Genomic DNA, 13,880 nt, shown 5'->3' with positions numbered 1-13,880 from the left:
GAGCGGGCGGGGTCAAGGCCGTCAGCCGCCGGAGGCGGGGGCGCGCAGCGCCAGCCTTGAGCCCGCTCGATCACCGGTCTACTTCAACACAGTTGCTCCCCGGGGAGCGATGCACTATTGCCCCCGTCGCCTTGCCGATGGCTGATGCCGCGGTCCGGTTGGGCCGCTCACATCACCGCAAGACTTGGCGCACAGACCCCGGGCGCCAGGACCACACGATTTCGCCGTACGCCGATCACACCGGTCGAGTGCGCGAGGTCCTCGCTCACGGCTCTCCGCCCTGCGAAGCCCTTCGCGCCGATGTGACCTGCGTCCACCGCCGCCCGGCCCGCGTGTCGTGACGATCGCGATACGCCCCTCTTGCTTGGGCGACACATACGCGATTTCCGAATTTCGGTAAAGCGGAATATTTTGGATGGCGCACGTTGACCCACGGCTTGGTGTTTCGCCCGGCGGGCAACGCAAGGTCTCGTAATCCGAATGAGCGAAGCGAGATCCGGGAATCTTGCCGTGCATCCCGAGTGTCGCTTCCGACTTCGCTCGCCGAGCTAGTGCAGACAAGCCGCTCACCCGGTTACGAATTCAGTGCAAAGCGCAGGTGTGCCGCTAGTCCTCGCTCGAGGCGGCGGAGCGGTCGTTCAAATGGGCCTGCGACAGCAGGAAGAACAGCGCGCGTTCGCCTTGATATTTGGCGGACGGGCGCGTGCGCTCGAACCCGTCCGCAAATATCTTGCCGGACTGGTCGCACACTTGCCATCGCCAGCCAAACCGCTTGCGCCTTGTTAGGACCACTTCGAACATGCCGACGGGCCGGGCCCCCTGCTCATTACCGATGGCGCAGGCGTCGATGATCTGCGCATCCGACTGCGACATATAACCCAGCAGGATGGAAAGAGAATAAAAATTGATGATCGGAATTGAGCGTCCACCGGTGCGGTGAACTCGCGCTTCGGGAATAAGGCGCTGATGGCGGTGTTGCTTCGCGCCTCGAGACGCTGCTTGGCCGCGCAGGCCTATGGATTCAAAACACAGGAGCGGCAACAGTGAGCGTCTGCTCACCTATCGCAGAGGTAACGGAAGATGGTGCGCTTGTGCGCCATGTGAGAAGCGGAGGATCTTCGAGGCGCGAAGCCCAGCATCCGGACCAGACCACCACCGGCGGGCATCGCCGCCAGCATCACCGCGCGACGACCTCGACTTCGCCGTCGACGCCGTTCACGACGTTGAAGCCGCGCTCGTAGACCTTGCCCTCGTTCTTGGCGATGGCGCGGTATTCGCCTTCGGAGAGCACGACGCGCGGGAAGGCGCCGATCGATTCCTTGATGACGTCGCCGCCCGGGGTCAGCACCGACCAGGCGGTGTTGGCCAGCGCTTCCCCGCCCCTGTCGCTGACGAGCTTGAGCGTGATCACGGCAGCGCGGTGGGTGATGGTGACGTCGGTGAGCTTGCCGGCCTGGACGCGGATGTCGGAGCGCACCACAGAGTTGGCATCGCCATAGTTGGAGACGATGTAGTAGGTGCCCTCCGGTATCAGCACGACGTCGCCGGCGGCGACGTTCGGCACCAGGGAAGCCCGCTCGCCGGATTCGAACTGGCTGCCCTTGTAGATCGCGAACGAGATCTGGTTCTGCGGAATGCGGCTGGTGCCGACGCGGCCCTCGATGCGCAAGCCCCCGGCCGGCAGCACGAAGGATTCACGGTCGGTCTCCGCTTTCAGGCTGACGGTGCGCACCGCACTGACGAGGCCGAAGGCGACGTGCACGACGTAATTGCCCGGCGGCAGCACGATGTTGGGCGTGGCGTTGCGGTCCTCGCGGATCAGCTTGAAGGTGCCGTTCTCGTCGGGACGGTCGGCAAATACGCGCCAGACCAGGCCGCTGGTGATCGGCGGAGCATCCTTGCCGTATTTCGCGGTCAGCGACAGCACGCCCTGGCCGGGCACGGCCGCATTCAGCGGCGCGGCCGGCGGCACGGTCGTGACCGCGGGCGGCGGCATGGTGGGCGAAGTCGGCTGCATCAGGGTCGGCGGCAGGCTCAGCGGCCCGGCGCCTGCCCCCGAGGGCGGTGCCAGATTGATGGCGCCGCCGGGATCCGGCACCGACGCAGGGGGCACCGGCGGCGGACGATCGGAGAAAAGCTGCGCTTGCGCCGCGTTTTGGCCAAGGGAGACCGGGCCGAAGGACGCAAGGCACGCCGCAAGGGTCAGCGCCGGCAGCAGCCGATCGCTGCGCCGCCATCTGATGATGCCGTCACCCCCGCGTGTCATGTCCCTGCTTTTCACTGAAAACGCGGCAAATTCAAGCCTCAGGAACCCGCTGGAATACGGTCATTTGGAACCCGGTTGACGCCTGCGTGATTAGTCTCGCAGCAACCGTCCATCGCCATACTCCTGCCCTGTGCCCTTCCCAAAGCGGCATAAACCATGCTCTGCCCCGGTTCTGGCGGAGTGCCAGTGCGGTGCTTAGTCTAGTGATACGGGCCTGGCCCAGGGGAGTTTTTCAGTGCTGGACATCTTGAAGGGTCGGGGCGCGAACGGCTCGAATAGCGAGAAAGTCGGCTTGGGCAGCATCCGCCGGCCGGTCATCGGCCTTGCCCTCGGCGGCGGTGCGGCGCGCGGCTTCGCCCATATCGGCATCATCCGGACTCTGCTCGCCAACGGCATCGCGCCCGACGTCGTGGTCGGCACCTCGATCGGCGCGGTGGTCGGCGGCCTCTATGCGGCCGGCCAGCTCGATACGCTGGAAGAATGGGGCCGCAGCCTGCAAGGCATGCGCAACATCCTCGGCTATCTCGACATCCGCCTCAACGGCTCAGGCCTGATCGGCGGCGAGAAGCTGGCGACCCGGCTCGAGGAAGCGTGCGGCCGAACCCTGATCGAGGATCTCCCGATCAAGTTCGCGGCGGTCGCCACCGAGGTCCGCACCGGCCACGAGATCTGGCTGACGCGCGGGCGCGTGGTCGACGCGATGCGCGCCTCCTATGCGCTGCCCGGCATCTTCTCTCCCGTCCTGATCGGCGACCGCTGGCTGGTCGACGGCGCGCTGGTGAATCCGGTACCGGTCTCGGCGGCACGGGCGCTCGGCGCCGAAATCGTTATCGCGGCAAATCTTTCCAGCGATATCTTCACCTATTCGACGACGGTCTATTCCCACGGCGCGATGCCCGAACCGGTCGTGCCCGTGCCTGAGGAGACAACGTCAAAACGGCGCTTCCCGCGATTCTTCTCGCCTGAGAAAACGGTGAAGCGCGAGTTTTTCGGCGCAAGCAGCAGCCGCCCCGGCCTTTCGTCGGTGATGGTCGACGCCTTCAACATCATGCAGGACCGCATCACCCGCGCCCGCCTCGCCGGCGATCCACCTGATATGCTGATCACGCCGCGGGTCGGCCATTTCGGCTGGTTCGACTTCCACCGTGCCGATGACCTCATCGCCTTGGGCACCCGCGCCGCCGAGCGTGCGTTGGACTCCATTCAGGAAGCGATCCACGTGCTGGCGCCGCCGCCCGAAGGCGCGGCGCCCAAGATCAGCGAGTAAAGCCGCTCAAGCCGTCTTGATGTAGTCGCGCAGGGCTTCTTGCTCGGCCTCGTATTCCTGGACGCGGCGCTTGACGATGTCGCCGATCGAGATCAGGCCCACCACCTTGCCATTGTCGATCACGGGCAGATGGCGGAACTTGCCTGTGGTCATTATCTCCATGAGTTCGGCGACTGTGTCGGTCTCCTTGCAGGTGACCACCTTGCGGGTCATGACCTGAGTGACCGGCTCCTCCAGCACGCCGGCGCCGCGTTCGCCGAGCACGCGCACGATGTCGCGCTCGGACAGGATGCCTTCGAGCCGGCTCTGGTTCATCACCAGCACCGCGCCGATCTTCTTCTCACCGAGCAGCTTGATCGCGGCCGACAGCTTGGCGTCGGGCTCGACGCTCACGATCTGGTGGCCCTTGGTGTTGAGAATGGAACGTACCGTCATTGTCGCCTCCCTGAATCGGAGCCGTCCGCCCTTTGGCGATCCGGAACTTGTTCGCGAGTCTTCAACTAACAGTTTCAGCGCCGGTTTCACGCTCGGGCGCCTTGCGAAGCATTGCCTTGTTACCGTCTGAGCATGATCTCGCCGGAAAACCGCTACGCTTTTCCGGATCATGCTCGATCAGCTTGCAGCTTCGGAACATTCTTCTCGGGAATGATGGATGAATTCGGGCCGCGCCGCAAGCGCCGCTTCAAATACGGTCTGAGACGTCCCGTGATGACGCATCCGCAGCATCGCTTCGCATGCGCGGCACCGGATCGAACAGCGCAAACAGCAGCAGCCCCGCGAAGAAACCGCCGATATGGGCCTGCCAGGCCACGCTCGTGGTCTCAGCATCGATGCCAATTGCGCCAACGCCGAAGATGATGTTGACGCCGAACCAAACGCTGAGGAAGCCGACCACCCGTCCGTCGCGCAACGCGCGCGACAGCGGCAGCGCTGGAACCTTTGCGGCGGTATCGGCGTCCGAACGGCTGAACGATAGGAAGCTGCCGCGGGCGAACGCGAAGCGGATCGCCGCCGCCATCGCTCCCGACACCGAGGCCGACGCGCCGATCATCGGCGCCACCGCATGCTCATGGGTGACGAGATGGGCGAGCGCGCCGGCCGCCGCCGTCACCGCCATGAACACGAAGAACCTGATGGCGCCAAAGCGCCGCGCCAGCGCGCTGCCGAACGGCAGCAGCCACAGCACGTTAAAGCCGAGATGGGTCAAATTGGCGTGCAGCAGCGAATAGGTGACGAAGGTCCAGACCTTCGCACCCGCCCCGCCCGGAATCTGCAGATTGAGCAGCGAGGAATCGTAGCGCTTCGGGATGAAGCCGAAGACGTCGATGGTCCAGTTTTCGATCTCCGGCGGCAGCAGCACCCGCAGATGGATCAGCGCCAGCAGGGCGATATAGCCGGTCAGCGCCGCGGGCAACGTCAGGATCGGCTCGCGCGAAGCCTCCTCAACGACGGCCGGCACGTCCGTTTGAAAACCTTGCGGCGGAAAGTCTTGCGGGGAATCCAAGGCAGCTTCGCTTTCAGCGCGATCGGAGCGGTGCTTGGAGATAGTCGCCTTTGCCGGCCTTGCGCAAGTGCACAAAAGGAAATGGGAGGGCCCTGGGAAAAGCCCTCCCTGTCCGTGTTGTCGGCCTTCCGTACCTTCCCGGGAATAAGGTGTATCCCCACCCCTCCCGCGGCCCGCGACCAAACTGTTTGACGCCCTGTGTACAGGCCTCGCCGAGAACCTGGAGAAAGCGGCGAAGCTTGCGACCGCGATCACCTTAGCAGGCAGGCTGGCGGTGCAAAGCGCATAGTTAATTTAACGTTAACAACGCAAAGACAGCCGCCGAGGAGCTGAAAACACCCCAGCGGCATGGACGCTGCAGATCCCCTCCTGCACAACAACGAAAGGGATCGCGGGTGCACTGAAGCGGGACAGGTTTGTCCCGGGAGGTTGCGCCCCCGAATAAGCGTCAGTCATGAAACATCCGTCGAGCCGCGAGTTCTTCGCGTATTGGGACAACAAGCGCGGCGCAGCGCGGGCGCCCGATCGGGCCGACATCGATCCGGCCGCCGTCCGCGACCTGCTCGGCGATATCTTCGTGCTGTCCTGCGAGCAGAAGCTCGGCTTCCCGTTCCGCGTCGCCGGCACGCGCGTCTGTGCGCTCGCCGGGGGCGATCTCAAGGACCGGAGCTTTGCGGCGCTATTCACGCAAGCCAGCCGCGGCGAGATCGAGGAGATCACCACGATCGTCGCCGACGAGACCTTGGGTGCGATTGCCGGCGTCACGGCTCAACGCGAAAACGGCAGCAAGGCGCATCTCGAGCTGCTGCTGCTGCCCTTCAATGCCCGCCCGCATACGCCTGTCAGCGTGACCGGCGTGCTCGCACCGTTCGACGACGAATGCGGCGTGCTCGGTGCCTTCACCCTCACCTCCTGGCGCTATCTGCATCAGCCGGAGAAACTGCTGCCGCGCGCGATCCGCAAATTGCAGATCGCACGCGGGCTGATGGTGTATGAGGGGCTGCGGTAGACTTCGAAAGCTCCTGCGCAGGTGCCGATCGCGCGATGGATCGTCGCGCGCGGCATGACCGTTTTTGCCGGATTTGCGTCATTCCCGAAGTCGTCCCAACCGGATAGTTTCCGCGCCGCGTGAGATGACGAGCGGGTGACATCATCATGAGCTGGCGCATTCTGGCATGGACCCTCCTTGGCAGCGTGGCATTGCTGGTGGCGATCGGCGGAACGTGGCTGCTCCTGCTGCCAGGCGCGCCGGCATCGGGAACCGCGCCTGCGATCTCCAAAGACGAAGCCGAGGCGACGCTGGCCGCGCTGAAACCGCCGAAGCGACAGCGCCCTCTGATCGCCATCGTCGGCATCAACGACATGAGCGAGACCACCGACTATCTGATGCCCTACGGCATCCTCGCGCGGGCGGACGTCGCCGACGTCCTCACCCTGGCGACGCAGCCGGGACCGGTCACGCTCTATCCCGCACTCAGGGTGCAGCCCCATGCGACCATCGCCGAGTTCGACGCCGCGCATCCCGACGGCGCCGACTACGTCATCGTGCCCGCGATGAGCCGCGACGACGACACAGTCGTCCTGCAGTGGATCAGGAGCCAGGCCGGCAAGGGCGCGATCGTGATCGGCGTCTGCGTCGGCGCCACGGTCGTTGCCAACACCGGGCTGCTCGACGGCAAGAGAGCCACGACGCATTGGTATTCGGTGCGCGACCTTCAGAAGCATTCGACGGTCCGCTATACGGCGGACCGCAGACTGGTCGTCGACCAGGGCGTCGTAACGACCACCGGCATCACCGCATCCATGCCGATGGCCCTCACCTTGATCGAGGCCATTGCCGGTCGGGCCAAGGCCGAGGCGGTCGCCCGCGACATCGGCCTTGCGGCGTGGGATGCGCGCCACCGCAGCGACGCGTTCAGCTTCACGCGCCCCTTCGCGCTGACGGCGATCGCGAACACGCTCGCCTTCTGGAACCGCGAGCAGCTCGGTATAGCGCTGACGCCAGGTGTCGACGAGGTCTCGCTCGCGCTGGTCGCCGATGCATGGTCGCGGACCTATCGCTCACGCGCCCTCACCTTCGCCGCCACGGCAGAGGCGCGCACGAGCCGCGGAGGCCTCGGCATCCTGCCGGACCGGATCGCGGACGATTGGCCTGCGCAGCAGGCGCTGCCGGGAGCCGGCACCTCGCCGCCGGCACAGGCGCTGGATGAAACGCTACGTGCGATCGATGCGCGCTACGGATCGCGCACGGCCGACTTCGTGGCGATGCAGCTGGAATATCTGAAGCTGGATTGATCTCAGCGCGATCTCGCTGCAACGTGACGTCCCTCCCCGCTCACGACTCACGCGGGCGTGAACCCACCTGCTCGAACCAGTTTCAACCAGCCTCCGTCGAAGAACCGTGCGGGCCGTTCTGGTCTCGCCGAACCGAGACTGGAGACTTTCCATGAAACTCACATTGCCGAAAGTTGCTTTGATTGCCTTTGTTGCGGCGACCGCGTTCATCGCGACCAGTGTCAACGCCGCGCAGTACCGCACATACGGCTGCGAGTTCGCCTTGTTCGAGGGCTGTGGCAGCCTGATCGAGATGCCGAATCAAGGCGGACGACGCGTCGTCACCCATCGCGACACCTCGCCGACTTACATGAAGCAGACCGATCCTCGCTATAGCTCCGCGATGCGTGATGCCGGTGGCAGTGGCGGCGGTGGTGGTGGTGGGGGCAGCGGTGGCCGCTGAGCTCACGCCTCTCTCTTCAGATGATGTCGCCAGTAGATGATGTCGCCAGTGCAATCCGGCGGCATCATTGCTGCCTGACCTGAATGGCGGACGCTCAACCTCGCCGTTTCTTCCTCGCCTTCTTCTTCCCCGGCGCGCCCTTCACGGGCCACGGCATGACCGAAGGCTCCGCGTGGCCCTGTTTGCTCTTATGCTTCTTTTGCTTCCCGAAAGAAGCAGCCTCGCCGAATTTCGGGCCACGCTCGCCGTGAGACGTGCTGCGCGGCTTGAATGCACCTGCCTCGCGCGCGCGATCGCTCTGACGCTCACGGTGATCATCGTCAGCGGCCTCGCGCCTAGGCGCATATGACCGCTCCTGCGAAGCCGCCTGCCGCTGCGGCCCGTCCGCCATCGGCTCGATGCGGATGCTGTCTTCCTTGTCCGGACGCTTGATCTTGGCAGCGAAGGAGTCCGCGACCCGCTCGGAAATCTCGAACTCGGTGGTGGTGTCCATGATCTTGATGGCGCCGATGTCGCCCTTGTCGATGCCGCCGCGGCGGCAGATCATCGGCAGCAGCCAGCGCGCCTCCGCGTTCTTGCGCCGGCCGATGGCGGCGCGGAACCAGACGCTGCCCTCGGCCATGCGATGTTTCGACGAGGACTTCCCGGATTTTGCTCGTGGCTTGCCGGGGCGATCGCCGCCGCCTTCACCTTCAAACCTGTCACGACCGCGATCTTCGCGCGGCTTGCCGCTGCGCTCGCCGGGATCGATGATGTCCTCGGGCGAGGGCAGCCGTGCCCGATAGAGCCGCGCCAACGCGGCGGCGATATCCTCGGGCGAACGCTCGGCCAGCAACGCCTGCGCCAGCACCAGATCGTCGGCGGTCGTCTCCTCGGTGAACAACACATCCTTCATGCGCGCGTGATCGAGCTTGCGGATCTCCTCCGCCTGCGGCGCCGTACCCCAGATGGCCTCGATGCCCGAGAGATTGAGCAGCAATTCCGCACGCCGGCGTCGTGCCGGCGGCACCAGGAGGACGCTCGTGCCCTTTCGTCCCGCACGTCCGGTTCGGCCCGAGCGGTGCTGCATGACTTCGGCGTCATTGGGCAGATCGGCATGGATGACGAGGTCGAGGCTCGGCAGGTCGATACCGCGGGCGGCGACGTCGGTCGCGACGCAGACGCGGGAGCGTCCGTCCCGGAGCGACTGCAGCGCCATGGTGCGTTCGTTCTGGGTCAATTCGCCTGACAGGGCGACCACGGAGAAGCCGCGCTCGAGCAGCGCCGCCTGCAAATGCCTCACGGCATCGCGCGTGCTGCAGAACACCAGCGCGCTCGGCGCCTCGTGGAATCGCAGCACGTTGACGACCGCGTGCTCGACGTCGGCGGGCGCGATCCGGATCGCGCGGTACTCGATATCGGCGTGGCCGCCTTCGTCGCCAGCGACCTCTATCCGGAGCGCGTCGCGTTGATATTGCCTGGCCAGTGCGACGATGCCGCGCGGAAACGTCGCCGAGAACAACAGGGTGCGGCGCGCCTCAGGCGTGGTCTCGAGGATGAACTCCATGTCCTCGCGAAAGCCGAGATTGAGCATCTCGTCGGCTTCGTCGAGCACGACCACCTTCAATTCCGAGATGTCGAGACGGCTTCGGCGCAAATGATCGCAGAGGCGGCCGGGCGTGCCGACGACGGTATGGGCGCCGGCGGCCAGTTCGCGCTGCTCGCGGCGCGGATCCATGCCGCCAACACAGGAGACGACCCGCCCGCCCGTATGCCCGTAGAGCCATGCAAGCTCGCGCTGAACCTGCAAGGCAAGTTCGCGGGTCGGCGCCACGATCAGCGCGAGCGGCGCGCCGGCCTGCGCGAACCGCTCGGCGTCACCGAGCAGGTCCCTGGCCATGGCAAGGCCATAAGCCAGGGTCTTGCCGGAGCCGGTCTGGGCCGAGACCAGGAGGTCGCGGCCAGAGGCCTCGTCCGCGAGCACGGCGAGCTGAACGGGAGTCGGGGAATCATAGTTCCGCTCGCCCAAAGCGCGGGCGAGCGGCGGGGTCAGGGCCGGAAAAGACACGGGATGGAGAACCTTGGTTAATTCAGGCGCGCAAACGGTGAACCGGCGGACCTGAGCTCGCGTGCGCGGCAAACGGCCCGGCCGCACGCCGGATGTGATCTGGGCGCTCTTTACGCCAAGTGCGCTGAAATCACCATGCCTATGATGCATGGCCTGCCAGAGAACCGCGCCTGAAGGTCGCAAGGATTTGCCAGCCGGCAATTGCTTGGCGCGCGTCTAATCCCTGGAGGTCGCCAGCTTGCTGAAGCTGCCGACCAGCTTCGCCCTCGCCCGCGCAACAATGTCTCTTGCTGCAAAGGTCAAGGCGCGGACGGCGCGCCAGGCTTCGGTTGCCTGCAGCCACGCCTTCACGTCGGCAAACTTGCCATAGGTCCAGGCGAATGCCGGAATCCGCATCAGCTTGTCCCGCGTGAGATGGAACAGGCGCTCGACCAGAACGAGCTTGAGCAGCTCGCCGATGATGAAGGTCGCTGCGCCGCTCAGGACCTGGCCAGTTGCGGCAAGGTAGGCTGCCAGGGGCTTGATCGGCTCCAGAATGATCACGGGTACGGAAAACAAGGCGAGCGAAGGATAGGGCGGCAGCGACCTGATCCAGGCCCGCAATCGCGCGAATTGGAGGTGCCGCTCGACCCAGCGCGAAATTGGCCGCGCCACGGCCATGAAAACCGCGTCCACAAGGAAGTAGACGGCGGCCAGGACGTAAGTGACGGGTTTCAGAATTCGCTTCACGGCACCTCTCCCGTGAACTGAAAGCCGGAACTTGGGCCTAAGTTTCACCGCAGCATGAAGAGTTCGCGAATTCCCGATGGAACTTTCTGGGCGGTTCAGATCTCCGCATAGATCTCAAGCAAATTTCCATCGGGGTCGCGGAAGAACAGCGTGCGATGGCCGAAGGACTGGTTGGTCGGCGGCGACAGCAGCGCCACGCCCCGCCGCACGAGTTCGTCGGCGCACGCATCGACCTCAGTTGCCGACACCTTGAAGGCCAGTTGCAGCGAAGCGCTGCCCGGCGGCGTCGGCGCATCAGCGGCGGTCCGGCTCGGCCGTGCCAGCGCCAGCGTGTTGCTGCCGAGGCCGTACTCGATCCAGCTCGGCGAAAGCTCGCGCAGCAGGGACAAGGCGAGCACGTCTTCGTAGAAGCGCCGCATCGCCGCCATGTCGCGCACGAAGATGACGGTGTAGTCGATCGCGCGGATGGCGCTGAACGGCGAGCGGGGCTGGTTCGGTTCGAGGGTCGGTTCGTTGGTCATCTCGTCATTCATTCCAAACCCCGACTCGTAGCCCCGCAAGGCGCCAACGGTCGGCGCAAAGCGCCACCCGCTTGACGGGGAACATGACCTACTCCACCAGCTCCGGCCACGGCACGATGGTCGACTTCACCGTCTTCATCGCCATCGCGTCCTGGACCGCCTGCGCGACGCCCGCTTCCGTGAACGGATAAATCGTCTGCATCTTCAGCCAGGGATACTTGTCGCGCGTCCGGTACAGCATGTCGACGCCGAGCGGCAGATCGTTGCCGGTGAAGCCCCAGGATCCCAGCACGTTGAGGTCCTTGGTGCAGATCCGGTGCCAGGAGGTCTCGATCGAGCCGGCGTCGGTGAACTGGCCCATCTCGACATAGGTGCCGCCGTCGCGCAGCATCTCGATGCCTTCGGGGCCGGCTGAGGGGTGTCCCGAGCAATCCATCACGAGATCAGCGCCGAAGCCGCCGACGATGTCGCGCACGCGTGCGATGCGATCTTGCGGCGACTTCAGTTCCTCGATGTTGACGGTCGCCTCCGCGCCGAATTCGCGGGCGAGCTTGAGCCGCGGCTGCTCCGGCGCGCCGACGCAGATCACGCGCCCTGCCCCCATCTCCTGCGCGGCTGCGACCGCCAGAATGCCGATCGGGCCGGAGCCCTGGATCACCACGGTATCGCCCCAGGAAAAACCGCCGGCGCGGATCGCGCGATTGAAGGCGCGGATGCAGGACGTCAGCGGCTCGGACAGCGCGCCCAGCCGCAGCGACATGTCGTCGGGCAGCTTGTAAATTTTGGTGCCCGGCAGCATGTCGAGATCGACATAGACATATTCGGCCCAGCCGCCCCACATGTGAGGCGCCTTCTCGAAGCCGAGATAGCGGCCGTAATAGACCGGCGTCAGGCACTTGTTGGCGACTTGCGGATAATGGATGCAGTAATAGCAGCGGCCGCAGGGCATCAGCGGCGGGATCATCACCTTCGAGCCGACCTTCAGCGGCTTGCTCATGAAGTCCTCGGTGAACTCGTCGCCGCATTCGACGATGACACCGCCGAGCTCGTGGCCGAGCGTGAACGGCCACGGCAGCGGTTTCGGCCAATGTCCCTTGAGAATATGCAAATCGGTGCCGCAGACCCCGCAGGCGCCGACCTTGATCAGCGCCGCCTTGCGGCCGACCTTCGGCCACGGCACGGTGCGGATGACAGGCTCCGAGCCCGGTCCTGCGTGGGTGCAGACGCGGATGGATTCCATGGCTGTGTCCTCGCTGCCCGTCTGTTATGATTGATTGGTGCGGGCGTGAGGCGAAACGTATGTGAGATGCACCGTTGTGCCAAGCGCGAGTCTCGTAGCCCGCATGCAGCAGAGCGGAATGCGGGCTCGGCGGCCCCGGATTGCGCTGCACGCCATCCGGGCTATGATCGAGGAGAATGCCGATGCTGCGTGACTATCAGCCGGCGGATGCGGAAGCGGTCAGGCGCGTCGCTCTCGCCGCCTTCGCGCAATTCGAGCAGGACTATTCCGACTGGCCGACGTTTACAGCCAATTTCGCGAAGATAACGGCGCTTTCCAGGACGGGCGAGATCATCGTCGCCGAAGACGGTGGTGAGATCGTCGGCGCCGTGGCCTATATCGGCCCACGGCAGCCAAAGCCGCCGTTCTTCGATCCGGCCTGGCCGATCATCCGCATGCTGGTGGTCGACCCCTTCGCGCGCGGCAAGGGCATTGGCCGGCAACTCACGGAAGAATGCGTTCGCCGCGCCGAGCGCGACCAGTCGCCGATCATCGCACTGCATACGACGCCGATCATGACGGTCGCTCTGCCGATGTATCTGCGGATGGGATTCGAGAAAGTGCGCGAGGCGCCGGATATCTCTGGCGTGCCTTATGCGGTCTACGTCAAGGCACTGGCGTAAGGCCGCACACGCAAACCTGTCGCATACTTCCCGCAGTCAGCGGTCTGCGATCGAAATCACCGAAGCGCGCGATGACGCGCAGGCCGCCCGAGGCCACGAGCAACGGCATCTCCTGCGGGAAGATGCAGCGCATCGGCAAGGCGGCTTGCCAAAAGTCCATCTCCGTCTCGCTCGACCAGTACCAATCAACGTGCCTGATCTGGGTGAGCGGGTCGTAGCTCGCAGTCTCCTCGACAGTGATCGCGCCAAGACCGTCGTGGACCACCGCGCCGATCAACTCGCGCTTGTTGGGATCAGAGTTGAGTATGGCGATATTGGGCAGGAAGGCGTCGAACACCAACCGACCCTTCGGCGATAGGTGTCTGCCGACCGATCCGAAGAAGCCTTTCAAGTCGTCGAGGCTATGCAGGTGGAGGATCGAGTTCATGGCAACGATGATGGTGTCGAACGTTCGCCCGCCGAGATCGAAATCGCGCATGTCCAGCTGGATGAGATCGAGCTCGACCGCCTGCGCCTTTGCGTTCTTCCGCGCGCGATCGAGCATCTCCGGCGACAAATCGCCTCCGACCACCTCAAGCCCGGCTTGCGCCAGCGGAATGGTCAGGCGACCGCTCCCGCACGCGAGATCGAGCACGCGGCCGCCGCGTTCGCTTGCGATCTCGACATAAAAGCGTTCGAGGATCGGCTCTCGCGGCGCCATCAAATCGTAGAGGTCAGGGCGGTCGTAGAGGCTGTTCTGTTCCATGAAGGCAATTGTACAGGATAATCTCGTGAGCGGCACGAGGTGACTTGTCCCCGGACCGCGCGCTGGTGATCGCGCTGCATACGAGGCCGAGCAACCCTCTCACACACCCAATTGTCTTGAGCGCTCGCCAGCGACCGTGTAAGGCCCGAGCAGTCCACCAAG

General features: G+C 64.9%; 14 protein-coding genes. 5 read left to right on the top strand and 9 right to left on the bottom strand.

Annotated features, from left to right (window positions below):
• Positions 1–606: 606 nt before the first annotated feature.
• Together IVB01_RS17180 and IVB01_RS17175 are read right to left on the bottom strand one after the other, a co-directional pair.
• A complete protein-coding gene (locus IVB01_RS17180; protein ID WP_247280041.1) occupies positions 607–1,041 on the bottom strand; it encodes a hypothetical protein in 435 nt (144 codons plus the stop codon).
• A gap of 136 nt (positions 1,042–1,177) precedes the next feature.
• A complete protein-coding gene (locus IVB01_RS17175; RefSeq protein ID WP_247280042.1) occupies positions 1,178–2,266 on the bottom strand; it encodes a hypothetical protein in 1,089 nt (362 codons plus the stop codon).
• Between the two features lie 235 nt (positions 2,267–2,501).
• Here IVB01_RS17175 and IVB01_RS17170 point away from each other — a divergent pair, with 235 nt between their 5' ends.
• Positions 2,502–3,533: a patatin-like phospholipase family protein gene (locus tag IVB01_RS17170; protein ID WP_247280043.1), complete on the top strand. Its 1,032-nt coding sequence runs from the start codon at positions 2,502–2,504 to the stop codon at positions 3,531–3,533.
• Between the two features lie 6 nt (positions 3,534–3,539).
• Here the strand turns inward: IVB01_RS17170 and IVB01_RS17165 are convergent, their stop codons facing one another.
• Positions 3,540–3,968 carry a CBS domain-containing protein gene (locus tag IVB01_RS17165; protein WP_247280044.1) on the bottom strand — a complete coding sequence of 143 codons (429 nt, stop codon included), beginning with the start codon at positions 3,966–3,968 and terminating at the stop codon, positions 3,540–3,542.
• Positions 3,969–4,215: 247 nt separating this feature from the next.
• Positions 4,216–5,037: a rhomboid family intramembrane serine protease gene (locus IVB01_RS17160; protein WP_247280045.1), complete on the bottom strand. Its 822-nt coding sequence runs from the start codon at positions 5,035–5,037 to the stop codon at positions 4,216–4,218.
• A 454-nt stretch (positions 5,038–5,491) separates the two neighbouring features.
• Here IVB01_RS17160 and IVB01_RS17155 point away from each other — a divergent pair, with 454 nt between their 5' ends.
• From IVB01_RS17155 to IVB01_RS17145, 3 genes are all read left to right on the top strand, one after another.
• Positions 5,492–6,046 carry a PAS domain-containing protein gene (locus IVB01_RS17155; RefSeq protein ID WP_247280046.1) on the top strand — a complete coding sequence of 185 codons (555 nt, stop codon included), beginning with the start codon at positions 5,492–5,494 and terminating at the stop codon, positions 6,044–6,046.
• A gap of 146 nt (positions 6,047–6,192) precedes the next feature.
• The gene (locus IVB01_RS17150) at positions 6,193–7,332 is read left to right on the top strand and encodes a DJ-1/PfpI family protein (RefSeq protein WP_247280047.1); all 1,140 of its coding nucleotides are present in this window, start codon (positions 6,193–6,195) and stop codon (positions 7,330–7,332) included.
• A 151-nt stretch (positions 7,333–7,483) separates the two neighbouring features.
• The gene (locus IVB01_RS17145) at positions 7,484–7,774 is read left to right on the top strand and encodes a hypothetical protein (RefSeq protein WP_247280048.1); all 291 of its coding nucleotides are present in this window, start codon (positions 7,484–7,486) and stop codon (positions 7,772–7,774) included.
• A gap of 94 nt (positions 7,775–7,868) precedes the next feature.
• Here IVB01_RS17145 and IVB01_RS17140 read toward each other — a convergent pair whose 3' ends face one another.
• The 4 genes from IVB01_RS17140 to IVB01_RS17125 form a co-directional block, all read right to left on the bottom strand.
• Positions 7,869–9,821, bottom strand: a complete 1,953-nt coding sequence (locus tag IVB01_RS17140) for a DEAD/DEAH box helicase (RefSeq protein WP_247494701.1) — start codon at positions 9,819–9,821, stop codon at positions 7,869–7,871.
• A 216-nt stretch (positions 9,822–10,037) separates the two neighbouring features.
• Positions 10,038–10,550, bottom strand: a complete 513-nt coding sequence (locus IVB01_RS17135) for a hypothetical protein (protein ID WP_247280050.1) — start codon at positions 10,548–10,550, stop codon at positions 10,038–10,040.
• A gap of 95 nt (positions 10,551–10,645) precedes the next feature.
• The gene (locus IVB01_RS17130; protein WP_247280051.1) at positions 10,646–11,071 is read right to left on the bottom strand and encodes a VOC family protein; all 426 of its coding nucleotides are present in this window, start codon (positions 11,069–11,071) and stop codon (positions 10,646–10,648) included.
• Positions 11,072–11,159: 88 nt separating this feature from the next.
• Positions 11,160–12,311, bottom strand: coding sequence for a zinc-binding dehydrogenase (locus IVB01_RS17125; RefSeq protein WP_247280052.1), 1,152 nt, complete (start codon positions 12,309–12,311; stop codon positions 11,160–11,162).
• 182 nt (positions 12,312–12,493) lie between these two features.
• Here IVB01_RS17125 and IVB01_RS17120 point away from each other — a divergent pair, with 182 nt between their 5' ends.
• Complete coding sequence (locus IVB01_RS17120) at positions 12,494–12,973, top strand: GNAT family N-acetyltransferase (RefSeq protein ID WP_247494700.1); 480 nt, start codon at positions 12,494–12,496, stop codon at positions 12,971–12,973.
• On the opposite strand, the gene IVB01_RS17115 is transcribed toward IVB01_RS17120, so the two are convergent.
• Positions 12,957–13,718, bottom strand: a complete 762-nt coding sequence (locus tag IVB01_RS17115; protein WP_247280054.1) for a class I SAM-dependent methyltransferase — start codon at positions 13,716–13,718, stop codon at positions 12,957–12,959. The two genes, IVB01_RS17120 and IVB01_RS17115, sit on opposite strands and share 17 nt — an antisense overlap.
• Between the last annotated feature and the right edge of the window lie 162 nt (positions 13,719–13,880).

Source organism: Bradyrhizobium sp. 164 (assembly GCF_023073715.1).
Taxonomy (GTDB): domain Bacteria; phylum Pseudomonadota; class Alphaproteobacteria; order Rhizobiales; family Xanthobacteraceae; genus Bradyrhizobium.
This window is presented reverse-complemented; position numbering and strand designations above follow the sequence as displayed.

Excerpts from the sequence above, each read along its gene's own strand:
- IVB01_RS17175 (WP_247280042.1), bottom strand. The coding sequence starts at position 2,266 with ATGACACGCGGGGGTGACGGCATCATCAGATGGCGGCGCAGCGATCGG.
- IVB01_RS17130 (WP_247280051.1), bottom strand. The coding sequence starts at position 11,071 with ATGACCAACGAACCGACCCTCGAACCGAACCAGCCCCGCTCGCCGTTC.
- IVB01_RS17165 (WP_247280044.1), bottom strand. The coding sequence starts at position 3,968 with ATGACGGTACGTTCCATTCTCAACACCAAGGGCCACCAGATCGTGAGC.
- IVB01_RS17125 (WP_247280052.1), bottom strand. The coding sequence starts at position 12,311 with ATGGAATCCATCCGCGTCTGCACCCACGCAGGACCGGGCTCGGAGCCT.
- IVB01_RS17145 (WP_247280048.1), top strand. The coding sequence starts at position 7,484 with ATGAAACTCACATTGCCGAAAGTTGCTTTGATTGCCTTTGTTGCGGCG.
- IVB01_RS17120 (WP_247494700.1), top strand. The coding sequence starts at position 12,494 with ATGCTGCGTGACTATCAGCCGGCGGATGCGGAAGCGGTCAGGCGCGTC.
- IVB01_RS17115 (WP_247280054.1), bottom strand. The coding sequence starts at position 13,718 with ATGGAACAGAACAGCCTCTACGACCGCCCTGACCTCTACGATTTGATG.
- IVB01_RS17155 (WP_247280046.1), top strand. The coding sequence starts at position 5,492 with ATGAAACATCCGTCGAGCCGCGAGTTCTTCGCGTATTGGGACAACAAG.
- IVB01_RS17150 (WP_247280047.1), top strand. The coding sequence starts at position 6,193 with ATGAGCTGGCGCATTCTGGCATGGACCCTCCTTGGCAGCGTGGCATTG.